This window comes from Amycolatopsis anabasis, assembly GCF_009765355.1.
Classification (GTDB): domain Bacteria; phylum Actinomycetota; class Actinomycetes; order Mycobacteriales; family Pseudonocardiaceae; genus Amycolatopsis; species Amycolatopsis anabasis.
In genome coordinates this window covers 120,288-144,886 of sequence record NZ_VTHK01000015.1, presented here as the reverse complement: position 1 = coordinate 144,886, position 24,599 = coordinate 120,288, and the positions used below count along the sequence as shown (strand labels likewise).

At 68.4% G+C, this 24,599-nt stretch carries 23 protein-coding genes; 7 read left to right on the top strand and 16 right to left on the bottom strand.

Annotated elements, in window-relative coordinates:
• Nucleotides 1-6: 6 nt before the first annotated feature.
• Genes FXO23_RS21150 through FXO23_RS21110 form a run of 9 tightly spaced genes read right to left on the bottom strand, consistent with a single transcriptional unit; the run spans nt 7 to nt 10,614 of the window.
• Nucleotides 7-882: an arylamine N-acetyltransferase family protein gene (locus tag FXO23_RS21150; protein WP_158887109.1), complete on the bottom strand. Its 876-nt coding sequence runs from the start codon at nt 880-882 to the stop codon at nt 7-9.
• Nucleotides 879-2,624, bottom strand: a complete 1,746-nt coding sequence (locus tag FXO23_RS21145; protein ID WP_158887108.1) for an FAD-dependent monooxygenase — start codon at nt 2,622-2,624, stop codon at nt 879-881. The genes FXO23_RS21150 and FXO23_RS21145 overlap by 4 nt, the downstream gene beginning before the upstream one ends.
• Complete coding sequence (locus FXO23_RS21140; RefSeq protein ID WP_158887107.1) at nt 2,624-3,943, bottom strand: phenylacetate--CoA ligase family protein; 1,320 nt, start codon at nt 3,941-3,943, stop codon at nt 2,624-2,626. Before FXO23_RS21140 ends, FXO23_RS21145 begins: the two co-directional genes overlap by 1 nt.
• Complete coding sequence (locus tag FXO23_RS21135) at nt 3,940-4,707, bottom strand: amidohydrolase family protein (RefSeq protein ID WP_158887106.1); 768 nt, start codon at nt 4,705-4,707, stop codon at nt 3,940-3,942. Before FXO23_RS21135 ends, FXO23_RS21140 begins: the two co-directional genes overlap by 4 nt.
• Before the next feature lie 8 nt (nt 4,708-4,715).
• Nucleotides 4,716-5,861: a 3-dehydroquinate synthase II family protein gene (locus FXO23_RS21130; protein ID WP_425484885.1), complete on the bottom strand. Its 1,146-nt coding sequence runs from the start codon at nt 5,859-5,861 to the stop codon at nt 4,716-4,718.
• Nucleotides 5,862-5,879: 18 nt separating this feature from the next.
• The gene (locus FXO23_RS21125; RefSeq protein ID WP_158887104.1) at nt 5,880-6,701 is read right to left on the bottom strand and encodes a 2-amino-3,7-dideoxy-D-threo-hept-6-ulosonate synthase; all 822 of its coding nucleotides are present in this window, start codon (nt 6,699-6,701) and stop codon (nt 5,880-5,882) included.
• A gap of 39 nt (nt 6,702-6,740) precedes the next feature.
• The gene (locus FXO23_RS21120; RefSeq protein ID WP_158887103.1) at nt 6,741-8,138 is read right to left on the bottom strand and encodes an NAD(P)/FAD-dependent oxidoreductase; all 1,398 of its coding nucleotides are present in this window, start codon (nt 8,136-8,138) and stop codon (nt 6,741-6,743) included.
• A gap of 41 nt (nt 8,139-8,179) precedes the next feature.
• Entirely contained in the window at nt 8,180-9,553 is a 1,374-nt protein-coding gene (locus FXO23_RS21115; RefSeq protein WP_158887102.1) for an aldehyde dehydrogenase family protein, read from the bottom strand.
• Nucleotides 9,553-10,614, bottom strand: a complete 1,062-nt coding sequence (locus FXO23_RS21110; RefSeq protein WP_218952114.1) for a class I adenylate-forming enzyme family protein — start codon at nt 10,612-10,614, stop codon at nt 9,553-9,555. Before FXO23_RS21110 ends, FXO23_RS21115 begins: the two co-directional genes overlap by 1 nt.
• A gap of 289 nt (nt 10,615-10,903) precedes the next feature.
• Between FXO23_RS21110 and FXO23_RS21105 the strand changes: the two genes are divergently transcribed.
• Complete coding sequence (locus tag FXO23_RS21105) at nt 10,904-11,791, top strand: AfsR/SARP family transcriptional regulator (protein WP_158887101.1); 888 nt, start codon at nt 10,904-10,906, stop codon at nt 11,789-11,791.
• A 10-nt stretch (nt 11,792-11,801) separates the two neighbouring features.
• Here the strand turns inward: FXO23_RS21105 and FXO23_RS21100 are convergent, their stop codons facing one another.
• The 4 genes from FXO23_RS21100 to FXO23_RS21085 all read right to left on the bottom strand — a co-directional run bounded on the left by FXO23_RS21100 (nt 11,802) and on the right by FXO23_RS21085 (nt 15,948).
• Nucleotides 11,802-12,860, bottom strand: coding sequence for an NAD(P)-dependent alcohol dehydrogenase (locus FXO23_RS21100; RefSeq protein ID WP_425484883.1), 1,059 nt, complete (start codon nt 12,858-12,860; stop codon nt 11,802-11,804).
• A 101-nt stretch (nt 12,861-12,961) separates the two neighbouring features.
• A complete protein-coding gene (locus tag FXO23_RS21095; RefSeq protein ID WP_158887100.1) occupies nt 12,962-13,342 on the bottom strand; it encodes a MerR family transcriptional regulator in 381 nt (126 codons plus the stop codon).
• A 28-nt stretch (nt 13,343-13,370) separates the two neighbouring features.
• Complete coding sequence (locus tag FXO23_RS21090; protein ID WP_158887099.1) at nt 13,371-14,612, bottom strand: MFS transporter; 1,242 nt, start codon at nt 14,610-14,612, stop codon at nt 13,371-13,373.
• Nucleotides 14,613-14,682: 70 nt separating this feature from the next.
• The gene (locus tag FXO23_RS21085) at nt 14,683-15,948 is read right to left on the bottom strand and encodes an SGNH/GDSL hydrolase family protein (RefSeq protein ID WP_246257623.1); all 1,266 of its coding nucleotides are present in this window, start codon (nt 15,946-15,948) and stop codon (nt 14,683-14,685) included.
• A 335-nt stretch (nt 15,949-16,283) separates the two neighbouring features.
• Between FXO23_RS21085 and FXO23_RS21080 the strand changes: the two genes are divergently transcribed.
• A complete protein-coding gene (locus tag FXO23_RS21080) occupies nt 16,284-17,999 on the top strand; it encodes a hypothetical protein (RefSeq protein ID WP_158887098.1) in 1,716 nt (571 codons plus the stop codon).
• Nucleotides 18,000-18,024: 25 nt separating this feature from the next.
• Nucleotides 18,025-18,897 carry an RNA polymerase sigma factor SigJ gene (gene sigJ, locus FXO23_RS21075; RefSeq protein WP_158887097.1) on the top strand — a complete coding sequence of 291 codons (873 nt, stop codon included), beginning with the start codon at nt 18,025-18,027 and terminating at the stop codon, nt 18,895-18,897.
• 8 nt (nt 18,898-18,905) lie between these two features.
• Here sigJ and FXO23_RS21070 read toward each other — a convergent pair whose 3' ends face one another.
• Entirely contained in the window at nt 18,906-19,706 is an 801-nt protein-coding gene (locus FXO23_RS21070; RefSeq protein WP_158887096.1) for an SDR family NAD(P)-dependent oxidoreductase, read from the bottom strand.
• A gap of 147 nt (nt 19,707-19,853) precedes the next feature.
• Here FXO23_RS21070 and FXO23_RS21065 point away from each other — a divergent pair, with 147 nt between their 5' ends.
• Nucleotides 19,854-20,231, top strand: coding sequence for a YciI family protein (locus FXO23_RS21065; RefSeq protein ID WP_158887095.1), 378 nt, complete (start codon nt 19,854-19,856; stop codon nt 20,229-20,231).
• A 13-nt stretch (nt 20,232-20,244) separates the two neighbouring features.
• Here FXO23_RS21065 and FXO23_RS21060 read toward each other — a convergent pair whose 3' ends face one another.
• On the bottom strand, nt 20,245-20,733 hold the full coding sequence (locus FXO23_RS21060; RefSeq protein WP_158887094.1) for a DUF4262 domain-containing protein: 489 nt from the start codon (nt 20,731-20,733) through the stop codon (nt 20,245-20,247).
• Nucleotides 20,734-21,029: 296 nt separating this feature from the next.
• Here FXO23_RS21060 and FXO23_RS21055 point away from each other — a divergent pair, with 296 nt between their 5' ends.
• Genes FXO23_RS21055 through FXO23_RS21045 form a run of 3 tightly spaced genes read left to right on the top strand, consistent with a single transcriptional unit; the run spans nt 21,030 to nt 23,745 of the window.
• Entirely contained in the window at nt 21,030-21,368 is a 339-nt protein-coding gene (locus FXO23_RS21055; RefSeq protein WP_158887093.1) for a hypothetical protein, read from the top strand.
• 44 nt (nt 21,369-21,412) lie between these two features.
• Nucleotides 21,413-21,664 (top strand): hypothetical protein, encoded by a 252-nt coding sequence (locus FXO23_RS21050; RefSeq protein WP_158887092.1) that lies wholly within the window; start codon nt 21,413-21,415, stop codon nt 21,662-21,664.
• A gap of 17 nt (nt 21,665-21,681) precedes the next feature.
• The gene (locus FXO23_RS21045; protein WP_158887091.1) at nt 21,682-23,745 is read left to right on the top strand and encodes a hypothetical protein; all 2,064 of its coding nucleotides are present in this window, start codon (nt 21,682-21,684) and stop codon (nt 23,743-23,745) included.
• Between the two features lie 171 nt (nt 23,746-23,916).
• Here the strand turns inward: FXO23_RS21045 and FXO23_RS21040 are convergent, their stop codons facing one another.
• Entirely contained in the window at nt 23,917-24,579 is a 663-nt protein-coding gene (locus FXO23_RS21040) for a class I SAM-dependent methyltransferase (protein ID WP_158887090.1), read from the bottom strand.
• Nucleotides 24,580-24,599 lie beyond the last annotated feature (20 nt).

The following is a 24,599-nucleotide window of genomic DNA, read 5'->3' as shown; positions in this document are numbered from 1 at the left end:
GGTTGCCTAATCCAGGGTCGACGGGGTCGCCTGGCGGTCGAAGCCGAGGGTGAGCGCGGGCGCGAACTCCCCGTGCCCGTACAGGATCCACCCCAACGCCGCACCGAATACCGGGCCGCCGGAATCCAGTTCGGCTTCGAAGAGTTCCCCGTCCTGGAGCACGGCCAGGCGCCGACCGGCCAGCAGCACCTGGCCGCTCGCGGTCGCCTTCGAACAGATCACCTTCCTGGTGAACGGCGACTCGGGCGAGGTCTCGTGGAAGGCGCGAACCTCGTCGAAGTCCGCCCAGGACCGCGCGGCCGGGGAAACTTCGGTCCGGAACAGCGGCGTCCACGCCCCGCCCGCCTCCTGGCGGCACACCACCCGGTGGTCGCCCTCGATGCCGACCCGGTAGGTGACCCCGAACTGCCGTTGCGGCCCGGGATGGTCGAATCGCAACGGCTCCAGCGCGGAGAACCCGCCGAACCCGACGTCGACCAGCCACCACTCCGATTCCGCCGCCACCATCAGGAGCGGGTGGTCGACCCCCTCGACGAAACCGTCGCGGTGCGCCACCTCGGCCGCGATCAAGGTGACCCGGAAGCCGAGCTCGACGAGCAGTTCGCCGAAGCAACGGTTGAGTTCGAAGCACAACCCACCCCGTCCCCGGTCGACCAGCTTGCCGAAGGCCTTTCCGGTGGTGTCCGGGAGCGGAACGCCCCGCAGCACGTCGAGGTTCTCGAAGGGCACGGCCGCGAGATGCCGCCGCTGCAGCTCCCGCAACGCGCCGGCGCCGGTTCCGGTGACCCCTGAGCATCCGATGTGTCCCAGGTAGGCCGCGGGGTCGACGCCGACCGGGCGCGCCACGTCCCGAGCCTCCTGATCGCCGGTGGCCAGGCTCATCCCGCCTCCTGGCGAAGTCGCGTGTACAAGGGACGCAACTCCTCCTGTCCCAGCGCCATGACCTCCACCAGCGACGGCGGCGGCCCCTGGCCGGGCCGGGGTGACCGCGGGTGGGAGGACAGCGTCGGCAGGCTCATCTGGAACTGCTGGAAGTGCTCGACGAACGGCTTCCGCACCATCTCGTATTCGGCGATCTGGCCGGCGTTGCCCTCGGCGATCGCCCGGTCCAGCACCTCCGCGAGGAGGACCGCGTCCTGCAGCGACATGTTGAGCCCCTGACCGCCAAGCGAGTGCATGCCGTGCGCGCTGTCCCCGAGGAGCACCAGGTTCGCCTGATGCCACACGCGCGGCTGCAGCACGTGGTGGTGGATGTCGACGACCTGCTCCCACCTCGTGATCCCGGCCATCACCTCGGCGAGCGCCGGTACCGCCGCGGTGACCCGGTTCGCGAGTTCGCGGACATCGCCGACGCCCAGCCCGGCGACCTCCTCCGGGGTGGCGAGCCACATCACGACCTGGTCACCGCCCGCGATCGGCATGGTCCACGCGTTCGCCGACGGCTGTCGGTAGACCTTCATCTCCGCCGGCCAGTGCCGCGGGCGCGGCGCGATGAACTGCAGGAGAGGCACGTCGAATTCGAACACCTCCGCGTCGATGCCGGCCATGCCGCGGACCGAGGAGAACTTCCCGTCCGACGCGACGACATATCCCGGCGCGACCTCGAACGCCGCCGAGTCCCGTTCCGCCAGAACGCCGTACCGGCCCCCGCCGTCCTGGGTCAGACCCGTCACGGTCACCCCGGCGCGAACGGTGATGCGCGATTCCCTGCCCACCGCGTCCAGCAGCACCCGGTTGAACGCCGAGAGCGGCACGCTCAACGAGTACGGAAAGGGGCAACCGGGGACGTCCCGGTACGCCCACGCGGAGGTGAGCCCTTCGGGGCCGTATTCGGACACTCCGGTGATCCGCTGGCCCTCGGCGAGCAATTCGCCGAGCACTCCGGCCCGTTCGAGGAGCCGCAGGGTCGGGGGATGGAGCAGCGGGGAAATCGGCGGCGCGGCCCGCAGCTCCTCCCGTTTCTCCAGCACCACGACGTGCTGCCCACGCCAGGCCATGAGCAGGGCCAGCAGCAGTCCGGCGGGGCCGCCACCGATGACGCAGATTTCGGTCCGCAGGGTAGACGAAGGCACAGTGACACTCCGGTCGGGTTTCGGGCGCGCCGATGGGGACGGCGCGACTGTCGTGTAATCGCTCCGGTGGAAGACCAGTGGCTCCGCTTCCGGGTCGCCGTGGCGCACCGCGACGACCCGGCCGAGCAGCAGCCGGTGGTCCCCGGCCGGGTAGGTGTTCTCCAGCTCGCACTCCAAAGCGCAAAGCGCGTCCGAGACGAGCGGTTCACCGCCGGCCCCGCATTCACCGCCGAGCGCACGGACGGCAACCGGGCCGCACGGCCGGCTCGATGCCACGAATCGTTCGGCGATCCACCTCTGCCGAGCATTCAGGAAGTTCACGCCGAAACGGCGCGCTGCCAGCAGCGGTCGGAGCGTTCGCGAGTCGCGGTGCACGCTCACCAGCACCAGCGCCGGATCGAGGGAGACGGAGACCACGGAATTGACCACCATCCCGGTGGCCGTGGCGGTGGGGCCCACGGTCAGCAGCGCGACGCCGGTGGGAACGGCCCGCAACGCGGACCGCAGCGCACCGCCCAGATCGGCGCGTTCGGTCATGGATTGTCCGGTCATCAGTAGTAGATCACTGACCTGGACCAGTCTTCGTCGTCCGCGAAGAGCGTCTTGGGCTTCACGAATTCGTGTTGCTTGGTCAGCACCTCCGGGGACACGAGCGTGCCGGTGGGGACTCCGCGCACCGCACAGTCCACGCCGAGGGACTCCCGCACCCGCGAAGTCAGCTCGGCGCACGCCGCCGCGCGCTGGTCATCCGGCACCTCGATCTCGACCTCCAACATCGCCGGCCTGGCCCGGGCCCGCCAGAACAGCACGCCGCGCTGTTCGGGCAGGCCGAAGACGAGTTGCTCGATCTCGTGCTGCGCGACCCGGACGCCGCCGACGGGATACCCACCGGCCGACCGGCCGAGAACCTCGATGGACGGGAGGTGCCAACCGCACTCGCAGTCGGCCGAGGAGACCCGGACGGTGTCCTCCAGGTTGTAGCGCAGCAACGGCATCGCCGCGCGGTAGAGCGTCGTGATGACCAGTTGACCGGTACCCTCACGAGAACTTCGCCCCGTCGCCGGGTCGTACACCTCGGCCAGGAACCGGTCGGCCCACAGGTGCATCCGCCCGGCCGGGCATTCCCCGGCAAGGCTCCCGGTCTCGGTGGATCCGTAGTCCTGCCGGACGGGACTGCCTCCCCACAACTGCCCGATCCGTGTCCGTCGCGCCTCGGTGAGCGGCTCACCGGCGAGCAGGAATCCGCGCAATGCCGGGAAATCACGTTCGGGACGCAGACCGGCCGCCCGGGCCGCGGCCACCCACAAAAGGCACTCGGTCGGCAGGCACCACGCGACCGTCACCTCGAGATCGCGCAGCACCTTGATCACCCGCGCGTAGGGCATCACCAGGGAACGGTTGTCCGCCGGGACGACGGTCGCGCCCCGGAGCCGGGCGGCCTGATGCGCCTGATGTGCCGTGGTGAGCATCGAATACGGCGTGCGCACCAGCACCGTGTCCGCGGGCAGCAGGCCGATCGCGTTGCGCGAGAAGCGATCGATGACGTCGTACCAGTCGGCCTCGGTGAAGTACGACGGTGTCGGCTCGCCCGATGTGCCGCTGGATTCGTGGTACGTCGCGAGTTCTTCCTTGGGGACGGCCAGCATGCCCCACGGGTGGCTCTCCCGCAGGTCCTCCTTCGTGCTCAGCGCGATGCCGGCCAGCTGCTCGACGGTCCCCGGCAGTTCCCCCGGCCCCAGCCGTCGCCGGTGGAACGGCGAGCGGTGGGCCAAGGCCAGGGCATCGGGCAGGCGCGCGTCCTGGAGCCGGTACAGCTCCTCGACCGAGCCCCATTGGCCTATTTCCGGCAGCTTCGGCAATTCTCCGTTCATGATTCGGTCTCCCCTGCAAATCGGCATGCGTTCAGCCAGGTCACTCGCCGCCAGTGGTCCTCCGAGAGTTCCAACACCCGGTACTTGGCCAGTTCGACGCTGGGGTGTTGAAGCGGGTATTCGGTGCCCAGGAGCACCCGGTCGGGGCCGAGGCGGTCGAGAGCTGCCCGCACCACGCTGGTGTAGCTACCGGAGGTCTCCAGGGCGACGTTGCCCACCGGCGCGATCAGGTCGATTCCATAAAGGTCCAGATCCCCCACTCCCCCATGTCCCAGGACGAAGCCGACCCGGGGAAACCGCTTCGCCAGCCGGACGAGTTCGGCGACCTGAAAGCCAGGGCGTTGAATGCAGTGCAGGTAAACCCCGTGCCCGAACCCGCCGGCTTCTTCGACCAGTCCCGCGGTGCGCTCATCGGCGAGACTCACGCCGTGCACGGAGGGGGCGAGCTTGAGGCCGCGGAACCGGGCCCCGTGCGCGCGATAGTCCTCCCCGTTGCGGTGCGGATTGGCGAAGAAGAACGGGACCAGCCGTCGCTGCGCGCGCTCGCAGCCCGCCAGCACCATTTCGTTGTCCGCGTCGTTCTCCACCTGACCGCCCTCGATGATCTGCCGGGACAGCTGATCGGGGGAGAGCACACCACCGGCGACGACGACGGCACGGTCGATCCCGCAGTCGTCCATGACTTCCAGGAGCCGGTTCACGGCCTCCGCTCCGGGCGGCAGATGCGCATGGGCGTCAAATACCCGTCGGCGGTCCCTCGCCATCGTGCCGCTCACTTCTCCAGGCAGAACTCGTTGATCGGGTATCCGACGTGGCGGTCCTCGCTGGGCAGGTAGCCCAGCACCTTGTCTCCCGGTTTGAGCTCGGTGGAGTTGAGCACCGAACCGCCCGGGCCGAGCACCCGAACGTGCCAGTCGTCCTGCAGGATCAGGTTCACCCGCTGCCCGTTGGGGGCGACCGCGTCGATGGAGATCAGCGGACGCGACTCGATCTTCACCCGGCCGACGTTGACCATCCGGGTCTGTCCCTTGATGTCGACCGCCATCACCTTGCTCCCGGCCGCCAGCTCGCTGAGGTAGTTGGTCCGTTCGTCCTTGGACAACGTGTACGAGTGGATGGCCCCGGCGTTCACCCGGAAGGGCCGAGTCGGCATGTACGGCAACGGGTGTGTCTCACTGACGCAAAGGATCATCCCCTTGGAATGCGAGCCGACCAGGATGCCCTCGTCCTTGCGGAAATACGTGCAGGTGTCCACGCAGGCGCGCTCGCCCATGCCGATGTGGTTCGTTTCGACAACTTCCAGCTCCACCAGGTTGACGTCTGGCGTGCCGCTCCTCGCCGAGGCCTTCAACCGTGCGGCATCCCCGACTGCCCGGGGAGCCATCAACACGCCGTCCGAACCATGTTCCAGAACGCCGAAGATGATCTCCGCCTCCTCGACGTCCTGGGCGACGGTGATCAGGCTCCCGGTCGACCGGGCGGCGGCGGCAATCACGATCTCGAGCGGGATCTTGGTCGGATCGCGAAACAGCAGCAGACTCCACTTGTCGGTACGAGCGGATTCGCAGGCGTCCTCCAGTGTCGGCGCGTCGATGATTTCCACGAACCGGCCGAACTCCATGTCGGGGTGCTTCAGCGCCAACTCCGCCGGAGTGATCCCATGCCTGGCCGGATCCACGATGACGACGGTGGCGTCCCCGAAGTCCTCCGGCAATTCGGTGCTCCGCGGGAAGAGCACCTTCGTGATCGTCGGGGGGAGGTCCGCCAGATCCAGCACGTCGTCCGCGACGATGCCGTCCAGGCGGTTGTGCAAAGCCTCTTGCACAACGGCTTCCTTGCCGTCCCCGACGGAACGGATGTCCAGCCAACTGAGCTTCACGTCATCACTCCAAGAGATCGTTACGAAAAGGTGGGAAATGGTGGCCGTCGAAGGCCGTCAACCCAGGGGCGCGGCGAGTTCGCCGAACCCCGCCGCCTCCAGATCGACGCGGTCGTGGACCAGGTCCGCGACCGAACGCGCCGCCTCGATCGGGTTCGCGGCCTGGAAGACGTTGCGCCCCATGGCCACTCCGGCGACACCGCTGCGGAGCGCTTCCTCGACATACGCCAGGACCGCGGCGAGATCGGGATTGCGCGGCCCGCCGACCACGACCAGCGGCACCGGAGACAATCGGGTGATCTCGGACATCGTCTCCACCGACCCGGTGTACATGGTCTTGACGATGTCGGCGCCCAGGTCCGCGGCGAGTGTGACGGCGTGCGCGATGAGCGCGGGATCGCGCGGGTTCTCGATCTTCGGTCCGCGTGCGTACATCATCGCGAGCAACGGGAGATTCCACCGATCGCACGCATCGGCGACCGCCGCCAGGTCCGCTATCTGTTGCCGCTCCTCGGCTGAACCGATGTTCACGTGCATGCTGACCGCGTCGGCCCCCAGCCGCAGGGTTTCTTCCACGTCGGCGACCAGGTACTTGGCATTCGGGTCGGGGGCGTGCACCGTGCTCGCGCTCATGTGGACGATGAGCGAGGTGGACTCGAACCAGCGCGGGTCCACGTAGCGCAGGACGCCCTTGTGCAGGACGACCGCGTCCACCTGTGCGGACGCCAGCTTCCCGACCAGGCTGTCGACCCGGTTGCCACCCGTGATCGGGCCATCGGTCACGGAGTGGTCCAGCGGCACGACCATCAGCCGCTGCTCGTGATAGCGGTGCAGACGGCGCAGCCTCAGCTCACGCGCGGGTGCGCTGTAGCGTTGCATGGGATCTCCTCTCAGTCGAGCCCGCCGACGCCTGCTTGGTCACGCCTCCACCCGCGCGTCGGCGGCCCGGCGCAGGGTCAGCTTCGGTTCCGTCTCCAGATAGAGCCCCTCCAGGGCGCGGCCGGGCGCATCGGGCAGTTGCTCCATCGACGCGTTGTGGTTGGCGAGCGGGTTGCTGGAAGCCGCTTCCGGGCCGGCGAGGGTCCTCGCCACGGCCTGGTACGCCTCCTCCTTGGCGTCGGCCAGATCCTCGATACCGGTGACGATGTTCAGGAACGCCTCGTGCAGCTTGAGTCCCTGCTTCTCGCGGGTCGTCAACCGCTGCGCCTCGAAGAAATGCTCGTCGCGTCCGCGGTAGCTCTGGTAGAAGACCGAGACCAGGACCAGCAGCCGCTCATAGGATTTCCGATAGGCGGTGCCGTAGAAGCTCAGCGCGTTCTCCTCGTCGACCCCGTCCCGCAGAATCGAGGAGACCGTGGCCGCGGCGAGCAGACCGCTGTAGGTGGCCAGATGCACCCCGGTCGACAGCAACGGGTCCAGGAAGCACGCGGCGTCACCGGCGAGCAGGTAACCGGGGCCCGCGAAGTTCTCGGTCACGTAGGAGTAGTCGGTCTCCGCCTTGACGTCGGACACCAGCTCGGCTCCGTCGACGAGGCCGGCGATCAGCGGGCTTTCCGCGATCTTCTTGTGGTAGATCGCCGCGAGATCGGGGTGCTTGGCCTGTTCCTCGCGGAAATGCCGCTTGCTGGTGACCACGCCGATGCTCATCGTGCCGTCGTGCAGCGGGATACCCCAGAGCCAGCCCTGCGGGACCGAGCACACCGCGATGGCGCCGTCCGGCCCCGGCTCCAGGGGCTGGGTGCCTTTCCAGTAACCCCACACACCGATGTTCTTGAACACGTCGTGGACCCGGCGGCTGCCGAGGTGTTTGGTGGCGAGTACGCCGGCCCGCCCGGAGGCGTCGACCAGGTAGTCGAAGCCGATCACCCCGCTGTCCCCGCGGTCGGTGTTTTCCCACAGTGCCCGCACCGCACGGCCTTCTTCGAAAACGACCTCCCGCACGGCCACCCCTTCGTGCACTTCGACGCCCTGGCTCTTCGCGTGCTCGAGCAACAGGTGGTCGAACTCGGAACGGATGACCTGCCAGCTGTAGGTGGTGTCGTCGAGTTCATTGAACCGGAGGTCCCATTTCTCGGGCCCCCACTCGAAGTAGGCGCCGCCTTTCTTCTGAAATCCATGGGCCTCGATCTTCTCCCGGGCTCCCATGAGGTCGAGGATGGGGAGACAGGAGGGAAGCAGCGACTCGCCGATGTGGTAGCGAGGGAAGTGATCCCGCTCCAGCAACGTGACGGCGAACCCCTCTCGGGCGAGCAGGGTTGCCGTCGTGGACCCCGCGGGGCCCCCGCCGATCACCAGAACCTGGACAGCGTCTCGCATCGTGCATACTCCTCGCGGATCGGGACCAGAGCGCGCGTTCGTCATTGCTCGCTCGTCGAATGGCTTTTGCTGACAACACCTTTGGGCTCCAGCAGAAACTGTGTGAAGTTGTCGTCGTGCGGGATTCCGGGCGCCGTGGCCCAAGGCGGCACGAGGCCCCGCGTGATCTTGCGAACGCCGGTTTCCCGAACCGCGCGCTCCACCAGGTCTTCCCGGCCGGTGAGCAGATTCAGCGTGAGCGAGTCGCTCAGGGGACCGACCCCGTCCTGCTCGCTCCACGGGGCGACCACGACGAAGGGAAAGGGCAGCTCCGTGCCCACCATCGAGTGGCCGGGCCGATCGGCCGACAACACCAGCGGGCGCAACGCGAACGAGCCGTCAGCCAGTTCCACGAGGAAGTCTCCGCCATAGAACTGTCCACTGTGGTCTTTCAGTTCGGCGCGCAACGCGTCGACCTGGCCCCGCAACTGCCTTGCGCCGTCCCGGCTCACCGCTGGTAACACGGCATCCGGATTCGTGACCGGGAGCACCGGTAACCCGCTCAGCCGTTCCGCCAGCCGGTCGGCGACCCCGGCCACCGGCCGCGTGGTCAGCACCGCGGACAGGTTGTTGCAGCGGACACCGCCATCGAAGGCGACGGAGCGAACCAGGTGATCCGTCACCGCGTCGTCGAGGTCCGTGTCGAGCAACGCCTTGGCCCTGCCGGGTCCGCGGACGGCGACCGGCTCCCGGGCGCGCCAAGCCGCGGTGGCCCGCTCGCCGCCGTACACGATGCCCCGATCGGCTTCCTTGAGGAGGAACTCCCCGACCCCGCGGGCACAAGGCAGGAACGCGACCTTGTGCGGGGACAGCCCTGCCGCCAGCAACGCCGCGATCAGTCGACGGGGGGTGAACGGATCGCGGCCGCCCGGGCGAACCAGCACGCCGTAGCCGTGGAAGAGAGCCTGTACCCAGGTCGCGTTGGGTGCGGGATGGTTGCTGGCCAAGACCGCGGCGAAGACTTTGCCCCGCGGTACCCACCTGGTTCGGAATCCCTGACCGAATTCCGTCGCCGGCAGCTCCGCGGCCGTGGTGCTCGGTAGCGCACCGAGCTGAGTGACGACGTCCTCGACCGCGCGGGCCACCGCGGCAGCCGTCAACCCGGTGCTCAGGACCACCCGGCGCGCGTACTGCTCCGGAGCTTCGCCCTCGAGTTCCTCGGTCGCGAACAGTTCGGCCGCACGGATGACGACCTCGCTCTCCGGCGGCAGCCCGTCCGCGTGCCGCCGCACTTCGTTGAGCGCGGTCTGCGCCAGTAACCGAGGGGCGAGTCCGATATCCGCCATCGGCTTCCCGAATACGCTGTTCAGCGCCGACCGGTCGGCGCTGGCCGCGGGACGGCCCCCGAACAGCGGGTCGAGCACCACGACGTCCATCAATAGACACCTTCGATGATCTGCGCGTCTTCGAGTTCGCCGTAGGTCTGAACATCGGCGAGACCGTCCACTTCGCCGCCGGGCGCCGGTTCGACGCGCACCGCGCTGTCCCGCTCCAGAATGTTGGGCAGGAACATCTCTTCGGAGAGCAGGTGCAGTCGGACCCGGCCGCGCTGCCCGTACCCGACCTGACGCCCTTCTTCGTCGACCAGCTCGAGCCGGGTCGTTTCCGGAAAGGGCTCGAACACGCACCGGTGGGTGTCGGTGTCGAGGCGCCGGCGCTGCGGTGCTACTCCCATCAGGCTGTTGCCGTACACACCGGCGACGACCGCATCCGGAAAGAACACCTCGTCGAGCTGCCGGAGGTTCTCCGGGCTGATCGAGGTGCCCGCCCAGAGGATTGCCTTGACCTTCGCCCGCACGAGCTCGTACAACTCGGGCCGGGAGCAGATCGCCTCCAGCAGCGGTGGCGTGGCGTTCAGCACGCTGATGTCCTGGGTCTCCAGCACGGTCCTGCCCTGGTCGAGCAGGTGCTGGAGGTACTCTTCCGCGACTTCGGCACTACCGCGGGCCAAGAGATTCTTGACCCAGCGGGGATCGAAGTCGACGGCGTAGAAAAGGCCACGGCCGATGGCCGCATGCCGGGCCACATCGGTTCCGGCCACATGCGGACCGGTCGGACCGAGGTGCAGCCAATTGCCCGAAGGCGGCACGCCGAGCTCGATGAGCCGAAGCCGCGCCCATTCCAGCATCCGTGCGCGGCAGTCGCCGTCCACAATCCGCTTCGGGGCGCCCGTGGTCCCCCCGGACTCGTAAACTCGGAAGACCTTGCCGGACAGCCCGGCCGGGATCAGCTCCTGCGCCGGTACCGAACGCAGCGCAGCACCGACATCCGGGAACATCGCCAGATCCGCGGCTCCTTGAACGTCCCGGATCGGATCGAATCCCAGTTCGGTCCGCTTGCCCAACCAGAACGGTGATCCGGTGTTCGGGTCGAAGTGCCATGCCACCAACTTCCGCACATGGATGTCAAAATCGGAGACCACGATCCCTCTTCCCACGATCGAACTCTGCTGCCACGAGTTTGCGGGTGGCGGCTATCATCGACCTATCGGCTGAATATTCACCACTGCCGAACCGGCCAATAGCTGAATACTGTTCAACGAGCAGCACTCCAGGATTAAACTACAATTCCTAGGAAAAACGGCAGAGTTCGGAGAATTGGATCAGTTCAACTTGACAGCCACTTGCAGTACTCCGTTACACTCAACCGAGCAGTTACGGCGCCACCTCGGCAATATAGCGCGTACCACCGCTCAGCACGCCGAGGTGCAACCTGGGGGATTCACCGTGAAAGACGTACGATTCCACATACTCGGCCCGCTGGCCATTCATTCAGATGGCAAGGAGATCCACCTCGGCGGGCAGCGAAGAAGCATCCTGCTGACCACGTTGCTCCTGGAAGCGAACCAAGTGCTGAGCCTCGACCGCCTGATCGATGCCATCTGGAACGAAACTCCACCAGCCTCCGCGCAAAGCCAGGTACGGATATGCGTGTCGGATCTACGACGTACATTCGCCGCGGAAAACTGCGAGAATTTCATACAGACGCGCAGTTCGGGCTACCGGATCAACGTACCCGAGAACTCGCTGGATCTGTACCGGTTCGAGGACCTGGTCCGGCGAGGACGTCTCGCCGCGGCGCAGCGGCGGCTCACCGAGGCGGTGGATCTGTTGAAGTCTGCTCTGAATTTGTGGCGCGGCCCCATCGCGGCCGGCCTGAACAGTGAATTGCTGAGGACGTCAGCGATCAAGTTTCAAGCGAACCGGCAGGCCGCGATCGAGGAATACGTGGAACTCAATCTGCGACTGGGCCGCCACCGCGAGATAGTCGGAGAACTCACCGGCTACGTGGCGGACTCGCCTTTTCAGGAGAATCTTTGCGCCCAGCTCATGACCGCCCTGCACCGGTCCGGCCGAAAAGCCGAGGCACTGGAGTTCTTTCGCAAGGTGCGGAAGCGGTTCGCCGACGAACTCGGCATCGAGCCGGGAGAAAAACTGCAGAAACTGGAAGCCGCCCTGCTCGAAAGCGACACGGAATTCCGGCCGGAAGATCCGGACGACCGCGTCGCGGCACTCCTGGGCGGCGGGCAGGCCACCGACGATCGGCTGTCCCGGATCGAAGAGGAACTCGTCCAACTCCGGCAGGACAACCCGGCCCAGTTACGGCTGCGGTAATGCCCCGCGATCATCGCGCGAAGGATGCGGCGTCGATAACGAACCGGTAGCGGACATCCCCGTCGACAACGCGTTTGTACGCCTCGTTGATCTCATCGGCGCCAATTACTTCGATCTCCGCGCCGATACCTCGCGCGGCGCAGAAGTCCAGCATTTCCTGCGTCTCGCGAACACCGCCGACCAGGGAACCCGCCAGACTTCTGCGGGCGCCGATCAGCGAGAACATGCCGAACGAGTTCGGGTGTTCGGGCACCCCGATGTTGACCATGGTCCCGTCCAGCTTGAGCAGACCGAGGTAGGCATCCAGGTCCACGTTGGCGGACACGGTGTTGACGATCAGATCGAAGGATCCCCTGGATTCCGCGAACCTGGCAGGATCACTCGTCACCAGGAAACGGCTCGCCCCCAAGCGCAGCGCGTCTTCCTCTTTTCCCGAACTCCGGCTGAGCACGGTGACCTCGGCGCCCATCGCGCGCGCGACCTTCACCCCCAGATGACCGAGGCCGCCGAGCCCGACCACCGCCGTCGACTTTCCGCGGCCGGCATGCCAATGGTTGAGCGGGGAGAACACGCTGATCCCGGCGCACATCAGCGGTGCGGCTTCGGCGAGCCCGATACCGTCGGGAATGCGCAGCACGAAGTGCTCGTCGACCACGATGTGAGTGCTGTAGCCACCGTAGGTCGGCGCACCCTCGCTCATCGCGTTGTACGTGCTCAGCGGCCCCTGCAGGCAGTACTGCTCCTGGTCCGCCAGGCAGTGCGCGCAGGTTCGGCAGGAGCCCACGAAGCAGCCCACGCCCACCCGGTCTCCGGCCCGGTACCGCCGCACCCGATCCCCGGTTTCGACCACGATCCCCGATATTTCATGCCCCGGCACCATCGGAAAGATCGATTCGCCCCAATCCCCGCGAACCTGGTGGATATCCGTATGGCAGATTCCGCAATATTTGATCTCCAGAAGAACGTCCCGCTCACCCACCGCGCGGCGCGGTATCGTTGTCCTTACGAGCGGCGCGTTCGGAGCCGCGGCAGCGTAGGCCGACACGGCATTCATCCCGGGCCCGATCATTTGATTCCCCCATCACGCGTCCCGAAACAATACGCGAACAAACAGCGGGTTCGTGCTGCTAACCGAAATATCCGAACGAACCCGGAGATTCCGCGCGGCGGTCAGAAGGCGTGATCGAACTGCCGCGAGGTGTCCGCCCGAGCGCCGGCCAGCTGCGAACGGAGCCGCGCCCGCAGCTCGACGAGCACCTCAATGCGTTCTTCCACGACCTTGAGCCGGTTCTCGTAGAGATCGATCACGCCCTGGCACACGGGCGCGCCCGTGAGGTCCTTGGTCAGGCACGGGCCCAGCTGCCGGATGTCCTCCGACGTGAGCCCGGCCTCCAGCAGCATCCGAACGTTGTGGACCTGGGTCACGGCGGCGGGGCCGTACTCGCGGTAGCCGTTGTCCCCGCGCTCCGCGGTGATGAGCCCCTGCTGCTCGTAGTAGCGCAACGCCCGGGTGGTGACGCCGGTGCGCTCAGCGAGCTCTCCGATTCGCATCGTTCCCCCTAAGGTGCAAGACACCACGCTACGCCCTTTCATCCGCCAGATCAGCCCCCACCTCGGCCTGCTTCGGCTTGCTTCGGAAGGACAGCGCGAACACCGCTGTTGACACCAAGCCAAGTATCGCGCTTGCCGTCAGCACGCCCGTGCCGCCGTTGCTGGACAGCGCCACGCCACCGACCGCGCCGGCGATCGCGATCCCGACGTAGAGCGCACTGGTGTTGAGGGCGAGCGCCTCGGTACCCGCGTTGCCCGCCACCTTCGTCAGCCGCACCTGACTGGGTGAATTCAGCGCCCAGCCACCGATGCCCCAGCAGGCGAAGAGGAGGCCGACCAGCACGATCGAGACCTTCCCGTCCCAGACCCAGCCCAGGACGGCGAGCAGCAAGGTAGCCGCGACCTGCCCCACCAGTGCGATCATGAGGGTTCGTTCCGGCCCCAGCCGATCGCTGCCCTTGCCGCCGAGCACGGCGCCCGCGATCCCGGCGATTCCGACCACCGCGATGAGCACGGAAAGCTGAGACGAGTTCGCGTCCGACAGGTCGCGCACGATGGGCGAGATGTAGACGAGCGCCATCAAGCCGCTCGCACCGCCGGCCATCATGGCCACCAACCCCGCGAGCACCGGGACCGTCCGCAACGGCGACAACCGCTGCTTCAGGGTCAACGGCGGGGCCGCGGCCAGCCTCGGCATCGACAGCGCCAGGCCCGCGGCGACCACCAGGGAGAGCCCGACGACGTAAACCATGGTCGACCGCCAGCCGAAGGTCCCACCCAGCCAGGTGCCCACCGGCACGCCGACGACCAAGGCGAAGGTCAAACCGGTGGCCACCGTGCCGATGAAGCGCCCGATGCGCTCCGGCGGCGCCAAGGACGCCGCGGTGGAGAAGGCCGCCGGGGTCATCGCCGACGCGGTAATCGCGGCCAGCACCCGGAAGACCATCAACACGCCGTAGGTGGGGGCGAGCGCGGCTCCGACGTTCAGGGCCGCGAAGACGACCATTCCGGCGATCAGCACCGTTCGCCTGGGCAATCTCGCGGTCAGTACCGCCATCACCGGAGCCGTGATCGCATAGGTCACCGAGAAAACTGTGATCAGCTGACCCGCCGCGGCCGGGGAAACATCAAGATCGTCCGCGATCTCCTTCAGAATTCCGGCGATGACGAAATCGTCCGTGCCGATGGCGAAGGTGAGAAGGAGAAGGCAGAACAGCCATGGCGGTAGCGACTTGCCGGTAGCGGCCGCATTGGCGGATCGATTGTTCATGGAGCGAGGCTAGAACCTTGACGCTAGCGTCAAGGTCAAGCGTTCCCCGGAACGCGGACTGATTCACTGGTCAGAGCATGTCCGGATCGATCGCGCCCGCCATGGCCGCGTAGCCCGCGTCGCTGGGGTGCAGCCCGTCGCCGCTGTCGTAGTCCGGCCGGAGCCGGTCGCGGTCGGCGGGGTCGGCCATTACCGACTCGAAGTCCACCACGGCGTCGTACTCGCCGCTGGTGCGCAGCCAGGTGTTGAACTCCGCGCGGACCTGGTTACCTCGTTCGGTGTAGTAGAAGGCCCCCTTGTACGGGAGCAGGGTCGCGCCGACCGCCTTGATGCCCCGGGCATGAAGGCGCCTGATGATCTCTCGATGAGCGGCGACCAACTGCCGCGCGGTAACCGGCGACGTCGGCTCGATGCAGGGCGGAAACGGGAATTCGCTGTGTCCGATATCGTTGATGCCCACCAGGACGACGACCGTTCGAACTTTCGGTTGCGCGAACACGTCACGCCGAAGGCGCGTGCCCGCTTTCTCCCCGAAGCACGCCGAATCGTCGAGTATCCGGTTGCCCCCGATTCCCGCGTTCAGCACCGGTCGCGGCCGTCCTGCCGCGGCCATCCTCTCGGCCAGTTCGTCCGGATAGCGATTGTTCGCGTCCACGGTCGAGCGGACGCCGTCGGTGATGGAGTCGCCGAAGGCCACTACGGCGGCCCCGGAATTCCCCGGGGTGACGACGTCCACGCCGGTCATCACGTACCAGGACAGAGTCGACCGGTTGAACGCCGTGCCCTCGGTGTCGAAGCGGTGGTCGCCGTCGGCGAGATAGCTGGTCGACGAGGACTCCGAATGGTAGTCGACCGGCCCGGTCGGCTCGGCGAAGTACAACGTCACGGTCAGGTGCCCGGTCGGCGACGTCCGCAACCAGACGGCGTCGCTGAGCAGTTGGCCGCCCGCCGGGACGACCACTTCGTCACGCGCGCCGAAGGTCAGCCGGCGGCTGGATCCCGGCTCGATCGCCGCACCGCTCACCGTGCGGGCAATACTCGCGCCGGACAACTTCAGCGCCTTGGTTCCGTACACATTGGACAACCTGATCCGGGCCTGACGGCCGCCGACGCTGAGCTGGATGGTCTGGCGAACGCTGTTGTGGTCGAAGCCTTCCCGGGACCAGTTGGGGTGAAAGAGCCCTTCCGCTGGGCGTTGCGGTGGCGCCGACCAGCTACCGGTCCAGTTTCCGGTGGCGAACGCCGACGGCGCCGAGGACAATCCGGCGAGCGATATCACCAGCGCGACCAGGACCATCACCGGCCGGGCGCCACGCCCGCGCATCGGCTTTCGCATACTCGAATCCCCCAAGTGTGCCGTCTTTTGGAAACCACTCTCCTATACGTCACCGGGTGGAACCATCCTCGGCGACAATTCAAGGCATTCTCATAGTGTTGAGTGCGCGGACGCGGTATCACTGCCCACCTTGGCTCCGGTGGCCGCCCTCGGTCAGGGCGCCGTTGGCGACCGGGTCGCCGAGTCTCGCGGATCCCGGCATGACGGGTCCCTCTAGCGTATGAGGATTGCACCAAATGGCTGTGATCTGGATCACTTTCAGGTTTGTTGGGCAACGGGGGTGGTCGATGGGGCGCATTAGGGGTGGGCGTTCCATCGGCACGGGAGTGGGTCGGATGTATGTCGCGTTCTTGGGGTGGGTGGTGGTCGCCGGGGTTTTGGTGGCGGGGTGGCGGCTGATCAATAAGCACGTGTGGTGGCGGGTGGCGGCGTTGGGGGTGGTGCTGGGGTTTTCGTTGGTGCACCAGCGGTTGTTCGGCACCGTGGCGGAGGACGCGTTCATTTCGTTCCGCTATTCGGTGAATCTGGCCGAGGGCAACGGGCTGGTGTTCAACGCCGGTGAGCGGGTGGAGGGGTATTCCAATTTCCTGTGGGTGGTGCTCGTCGCGGTGCCACATTGGTTGTTCGGCACGGGCACCGTGGTGGGGGCGGTGGTGTTGGGTGTGCTGTGCACGCTCGGTTGCGTGGTGCTGGCCTACTTCCTCACCAATCGGATCGTGCGGCCGGTCCGGGCGGCCGCGGGGCGGGAACCCGCTCCGGCGCTCGGGGTCGCGGCCGCGCTGCTCACCGGTGCGGCGAGCGGGCTCGCCGCGTATGGTCCGTCCGGTTTGGAGACTCCGCTCTTCCTGTTGCTGGTGCTCGGCTGCTGCTACGCGCTGACCGCGCGGCGGCATCTGGTGGCCGGGGTGCTGGTCGCGCTGGCCACGATGACCCGGCCCGACGGGCTGGTGGTCGTCGCGATCGCGGGGATCTGGCTGCTTTCGCGGGTGCGGCAGGGTGGTCCGGGCTGGCGCGGGGTGGGCGGATTCGTGTTCGGCGCGCTGCTGCTCGCCGTGCCGTGGACGGTGTGGCGACTGGCCTACTACGGGTACCTGATGCCCAACGCGCTCGCGGCGAAGGCGGGTGGCTCGCTCGCCTGGCAACTCGAAGAGGGCTGGGCCTACGTCGCCGGATTCGGCTTGGCGCATCAGGGTTTCGCGCTCCTGGCCGCGGCAGGCCTCGCGGCGATCTGCTACCCGCGGCCCGGCGGATCGCCGGAATCGGCCCACGCGCGATCCGTGGTGTGGCTGCTCTTCATCCTCGCGCTGGGATACCTCGTCTTCATCCTCTTCACCGGCGGCGACTGGATGCCCGCCTGGCGCATGCTCGCCCCGGTGCCGCCGCTGCTCGCCGTTGCTTCGGTCGCGGCCTACGGCGTGGTCACCTCGGCACCGGCCGCCGACCGGCTCCGGTTGCCCGCCCGGCGCATGACGGCCGCCGTCGCGGTCGGCCTGTCCGGGCTGTCGCTGTTCGTCTCCGTGATGAGCCCCGCCATGGCCGACGAAATGCACGACTGGCGGACCAAGATCGCCGGGATGCAGGAAATCGGCTCCTGGCTCGGCGAGCGGTTGCCGCCGGGCAGCGTGCTCAGCACGTACGCCAACGGCGCCCTGTCCTACCGGGCCGGGACCCGGGTCAGCGTGGTCGACGTCCTCGGGCTGACCGACGAGCACATCGCGCGCAAGGGGAAGCGGGACGAGACCGCGGGACCGGTCGGCCACATCGTCACCGACTTCGACTACGTGGTGAACGAACGCCGCCCCACGGTCGCGGTCACCACCGGCAGCGGCTACCTGCCGTCCCAGGAATGCGCGGTGCCGAACGTCTACGCCGACGACTACGGGGTGGCGACCTTCCGCCGGAACGGGACGAGCGGCTGGGTCCCGGTCTACCCGCGCCAGGATCAGTACGCCGCCGTGGTCGCGGCCCTGGACGCCGATCCGCGGTTCACCTTCGTGCCGTGCCCGCCGGCCGGGTCCGGGGGCCATGACCAGGGCCTGGCCCGGAAGTGATCTCCGGTGCGGCGAGAATGAGGCCGTGGACGATCACGAGATGCTGGCGGGACGCTTCGAGGCGCACCGGCCCCACCTGCGGGCGGTGGCCTACCGGATGCTCGGCTCGCTGAGCGAGGCGGACGACGCCGTGCAGGAAGCCTGGCTGCGGCTGAGCCGTTCCGACACCGGTGACGTCGAGAACCTGGCGGGGTGGCTGACCACGGTCGTCGGCCGGGTGTGCCTGGACATGCTGCGTTCGCGCAAGTCCCGGAACGAGGAGTCCCTGGAGATCCGGGTGCCCGATCCGATCCTGAGCCGCGAGGACGGGATCGATCCCGAACACCAGGCCCTGCTCGCCGATTCGGTCGGCCTCGCGCTGCTCGTGGTGCTCGACACCCTGGACCCGGCGGAGCGGCTCGCGTTCGTCCTGCACGACATGTTCGCCGTGCCCTTCGACGAGATCGCCCGCATGGTCGGCCGATCCCCGGCCGCGGCCCGGCAGCTCGCCAGCCGCGCCCGCCGCCGGGTCCAGGGCGCCGCGACTCCCGACACCGATCTGAACCGGCAACGGGAAGTCGTCGACGCCTTCCTCGCCGCCGCGCGGGGCGGCGACTTCGACGCGCTGCTCGCCGTGCTCGACCCGGACGTCGTGCTGCACGCCGACGGCGGAGTGGTGGCCGCGGGCGCGTCGAAGACGGTCCGCGGTGCGCGGGCGGTGGCCGGGCAGGCGCTGCTGTTCCGGCGGTTCGCCCACCTGTCGCGGCCGGTGCTGGTGAACGGCGCCCTGGGCCTGGTCACGGCACCGGACGGGAAACCGATGTCGATCATGGGCATCACGATCGCGCGCGGCAAGATGGTCGAGCTGGACATCCTCGCCGACCCCGAACGCCTGAGCCGGATCGACCTGCCGTCGTAGCCGCCCGGTCAGTCGAGCACCGCACCGCTGGTCAGGTTGACCACGGTCCCGGTGAGGGCGGTGGCGCGGTCCGTGGCGGCCAGCACCGCCGCTTCCGCGACTTCGGCCGCGGTCAGCGGGCGCCCGCGCACGCCGCCCGACCCGACCATCTCCAGCAGCCGGTCCAGGCCGATTCCGAGGCGTTCGGCGGCACGCCCCCACACCTGGCGGGTGTGCGAGCCCAGCGACGCCGACTCCGGAATCCCGTCGAGCCGCAGGCAGACCACCCGGACGCCGTGCGGGCCGAGTTCGGCGGCCAGTTGCCGGGCGAGGCATTCGACCGCCGCGAACCCGATCCCGAAACTGCCGGACAGCGCCGTGGGCATCCGGGCCATCGGCGCCGACAACGGCAGGATCACCCCGGATCCCCGCTCCACCATGTGCCGGGCCGCCGCCTTCGCGGTCAGGAAATGCGTGCGCGCGTAGGTCGTGACGGGGATGAGGTACGCCTCGACCGGCAGTTCGACGAGTGGGATCGCCTGCTCCCCGTTGTCGATCCCGATCGCGTTGAACGAAACGTCGATGCCACCCGCCCGTTCGGCCACCTCGTCGGCATGCCGGTCGACGGCCCGTGCGTCCAGGGCGTCGACCAGCGCGACGTCCGCCGTCCCGCCCGTGTGGCCGATCTCGCCAGCCACCGCTTCGAGCGGTGCGCGCGTCCGTCCGGCGAGGAAGATCCGGGCTCCCTCCAGGGCGAAGGCACGGGCCACCGCGCCGCCGATCACCCCGCCGCCTCCGTAGATCACGGCGTTCTTGTTTTCCAGCAACATCGAACTCCTCCCGGTGACGCGAAGCCGCGTTCTTCCGCGACCTCGCGGGTACGTTTCACCGGGGGTCGGTGCGGCCGGGACGTTCTCGACATCGTCGGCCGCACCGATTCCAGCGCGCCCGCCCGGCGCACGTGCCATCATGCGGGCGTGAAGTACCTGCTGCTGATCTACCAGAATCCCGAGGCGCCCTGGACCGGTTCCGACGAGGACCGGGCGGGCCTGCGCGAGCTGGTCGACCTGAAATGGAAACTCGCCGAATCCGGCGAACTGGTCGACACGCAGGCCCTCCGGCTGCCGGAGGCGACCAAGGTGGTGCGGGTGCGGGACGGGGTCCCCGCGGTCACCGACGGACCGTTCATCGAGGCCAAGGAGCACCTCGCCGGGTACTTCCTGGTCGACTGCGCGAGCCTCGACCGGGCGATCGAGATCGCGGCGAGCACTCCGGTCGCGCGGACCTTCGCGATGGAGGTCCGGCCGGTGCTGGATCAGGCCGAGGTCGAGGCCGAGGCCGCGCCCGAAGGCTAGGACCCTCGCCGCGTCACGGCGGGCCCGGCGACGGGTCGCGGGCCCGCAGGCCGAGTACGGGCTGCCCGCCCCGGCATCCGCGATATCCGCGATCCCACGGCCAGCCGCCGCGATCGTCCGCGTGCACCAGTTGCAGCGCGCGTATGGCGGCCCCGTAGAGAGCGACGGCCGAGTTCAGATGCGCCGAGGGTTCGGCGATTTCGACGATCTCGATGAGCGGGCCGTCGTGCCACGGGATCCGCTCACCCGGTTCGGGAGCCCGCGCGTGCAGCAGGTGGGTGGCGACCGAGTTCAGCAGGATGTACGCCGGGGCGAGCGGCATACCGGTGACCACCAGCTCCGGCCGGTCGTGCTCGGTGAGCCCGATGGTGTACGCCCAGGGCGGATGGCTCCGATCTCGTTCGATACCTTCCACCGCCCAGCCGCAGCGGGCGACGACGTCCAGCAGGTGGGCGAGGTAGTCCTCCCGGGTGCTGCCCGGATGATCGCATTGCCAGCACATCGCTTCCTCCTCGTGGTTGTGGGACTACGGGCAGTATGGGGAGGGGGTCTGACAGAAACCGCGGCTCCGCCGGGGCCGGGCGGGCGCGGCCCCGGCGGCCACCCCGGGCCGCGCGGCAAATACCCGCCGAGCCGAAATTGAGACCCATTCGATTTCGAGTGGTTTTACGCGGTGCCTAAAGGGCAGCCCGGGACTCCCCTAAGGCGGACCATCGGCCCCATTTTTCCAGGGGCGGCGCTGACATGATTTTCGGGCACCGTACAGGCTCATTTCGAAAATTCTCGGAGGTGATCCGCATGGGAGACGTGCGGAAATCGGTGGGACAGCTCGCGGCCAGGATCGCGGACGCGCGCAGCGCGCGGCCGGGCGAGATCGTGTTGCGGTTGACGGGCGAGGGCGGCGGCACCTATCAGCTGTCCACCGGCGGGAAAGAGGTCCAGGTGGCCGAAACCGCCGGGGTGGACGCCCAGCCGCTGATCGAGGTGCTCGGCGACGCGCGGGCCGTCCAGTCCGTTCTCGACGGAAAGGTCGACGCGCGCGAACAGTTCCTCAACGGCGGTATCCGGGTGCGCGGGGATTTGCGGCACCTGAGCGATCTGGCACTCGAACTCGGCCTGTTGAAGCACCCGCTCTGAATAGTGACTTTCCGACCGCATCGCAACCCTAGGGGGTTAATGTCATGGCAGAAACAATCGGTTTGGTGCAACGGCTGACCGTCGTGTCGAACACGCTCACCTGCACCTGGATCGGGCCGACGCCCAACAACACCGCGCTGCTCACCGTCACCAACGACTCCTCCGCCGCGGACACCGCGTTCGCCGCGAACCTCGTGCAGACGCTCGCCGCCGCGGCGACCAACTACCGCGCGGTCGCCGCCATCCACGGCGACAACGACTCGAAGATCACCTCGGTCCGCGTCGACCCGGTGTGAGGAGAGGCGACGCTGAAATGGCAGTCACGACTGGATACGTCCAGCGGCTCACCTCGTTGAGCGGACCGATCACCTGTGCCTGGGTGGGCGCCGATCCGGCGACGAACGAGCTGCTGACCATCAGTTCCCCGGCCAACGAGCCGGAAGTGGATCGCGCCCACAAACACGTCCTGACCGAGTTGCTCGCCCAGGCGCTGACCAGCGGGCGCCTGGTCGAGGTCACGCATCCGGACGATTCGGCGACGATCACCGGGGTGGCGCTGCCGGCCGGGAACACCGCGGCCCAGCCGGTGCAGCTGGACGGCCTGGAGGTCACCCAGGCCGTGCAGGATCTCGCCCATTCGGTGCCGCTGATCGCCGGTAAGCGGACCGTGGTGCGGGCCTACCTGAGCAACTACGGGAACGCGCCGCTGACCGTGTCCGGGCAGCTGTCCGTGCGCACCGGCCCGAACGCCGCGCCGGTGCTGGTGAACTCGGCGAACACGGTGACGCTCGTCCCCGCCGACGCGGGCAACATCACCGTCACGCGCAACGACGCGGCCCGCAGCCTCAACTTCGTCCTGCCCGCGAGCACCACGGTCGCCGGGCAGCTCGCGGTGCGGCTGGCCAAGGTCACCAACACCGCGAACAACGCGGTGCTGCCGGTCGGCAACGAGTCCCGGCCGATCGTCGCCTTCCAGCCCAGTGCCCCGCTGCGGGTGCGGATCGTCCGCATCAGCTACCAGCAGGGCAATCCGCCGGTGAACTTCGCGCCCAGCAACCTGGATTTCAACCTGCTGGTGTCCTGGCTGCGCCGGGCGTATCCGGTGGGGCAGGTGCTGAGCTCGCAGACTTCGGTGGCCGCCACCGCGGCGGTTCCCTTCGGCTGCGGCGACATCAACGCGCAGATCTCCGCGATCCGGGCGGTCGACGTGAACGCGGGCACCGACAAGCGGACCCATTACTACGGGCTGGTCAGCGACGGCGGCTTCTTCATGCGCGGCTGCGCGGCCGGGATCCCGGGGAACCCCGATCCGTCGGTGGTGGCTTCCGGGCCGACCGGGCCGAGCAACTGGGGCTGGGATTTCGACGGTTCGTACGGGGACTGGTACGGCGGGCACGAGCTGGGCCACACCTTCGGCCGCCTGCATCCGGGGTTCTGCGGGGAAACCCAGGACGATCTGAACAACTACCCGTTCCCGGCCGGGCAACTGTCCACAGCGGACAGCGGGTTCGGCGGGTTCGACGTCGGCGACCCGGGCAACGGCCTGCCGCTGGCCGCGCTGCCGGGGACCCAGTGGCACGACGTGATGACCTACTGCAACCGGCAGTGGTTGTCGGTCTACACCTACGAAGGGATCCGGCGGCGCCTGCTCGCCGAGGACGCGTTGCCCGCGGGCGCGGCGCCCGGCATCCCCGCGCCCGCGATGGCGGCGGGGCGGCCGGACGAACGCGATCCGCACCGGGCGGGCGCCGCGGTGCGCGCGGCGGCCGGTGGCACGCCCGCCGAGCCGACCGCGGTGAGCGTGGTGGCGCAGGTGAACCTGACCCGCCAGCTCGGCAAGGTCAGTTTCGTCAATCCGGTGCCGAACCTGGAAACGGCCGAACCGGAACCGGAGAGCCCGGTCGTGCTCCGGATCGCCACCGCGGACGGCCGGACGCTCGCCGAGCATCCGGCGCCGGTCCAGCTCAACTCCGAACTCGGCCCGGACGACGACCGGGTCGGCATCGTGGACACGATCGTCCCGGCCGGACCGGGTGCGGCGGTGATCGAGCTGGTGATCGACGGCGCGGTGGCGGACACCTTCCGGGCCGGCGGGACGCCACCGGCGGCCCGCGCGGTGCGTGCGGTGCCCGCCGGTCCGGACGCGCTCGGGATCGCCGCGGACCTCGCCCGACCGGCGGAAACCGGCCACACGTTCGTCGTCCAGGTGAGCACCGACCGCGGGCGGAACTGGCAGACGGTCGGGGTGGGGTTGCCCGAGCCCACGGTCACCGTGGACCGGAGCCAGTTCCCGCCGGGGCAGGAGATCCAGGTGCGGGTCACCGCGACGAACGGGTTCACCAGTTCGGTCCTGACCAGCGAATCGTTCCGGGCGTAGGTGCCGGGGTTCGGTCATCGCCCCGGCATCGCGTCGCCGCGTCGGGAGGAAGGGACCTTCGCTCCGGTTCAACCGGAGCGAGGGACCTTTACTCCAGTTGAACCGGAGTAAAGGTCCCTTCCTCCCGATTCTCGGCGCGTTCCCCGTCGACGGGAGGTCCGTCGATTTCGGTCAGCCGCGGCGGTCCGCCTCGGCGATCCACGCCGGGAGCGGGATCCGGGTTCGCGAGGGCTCGACGCCGTGCTGGGCGACGTAGTCGGGCATCGCCGAGGCCACCGAGGACAGTGCGCCCGCGCGGAGATCGGTGATCCGCCAGCCCGCGGGTTCCAGGGTGTCGCGCAGGTTCGCCGCGGATACCGGTAGCGGCGCGGGCAGCCCGTCCAGGGTGGTGTCGGCGAAGCTCAGCAGGGTCAGGCGGGCGCCGGGCCTGGTCACGCGGTGCAGGGCCGCCGCGTACCGGGGCCGGTCCTCGTCGTCGAGGCAGTGGTAGAGCGCGCAGTCCAGGACGCTGTCGAAGCGATCGTCGTAGCCGTCGAGGACGGTCGCGTCGGCGACCGCGAACTCGGCTTCCAGGTCGCGTTTCCGCGCGGTTTCCCGGGCCTGTTCGAGGGCAGCCGGGGAGGCGTCGACCCCGGTCACCCGGTGGCCGCGGCTCGCCAGGAAGAGGGTGTTCTCGCCGAGGCCGCAGCCGACGTCGAGGACCGTGCCCGCGAAGCGCCCGGCGGCTTCGAGTTCGACGACCGCGGGTTGCGGTTCGCCGAGATCCCAGGGGACGCCCGGGAATCGTTCGGAAAGTTCGTCGCGGTACAAGGCATCGAAGTCGAGTTCAGACATGGCTCCACGGTCTCGCCCGC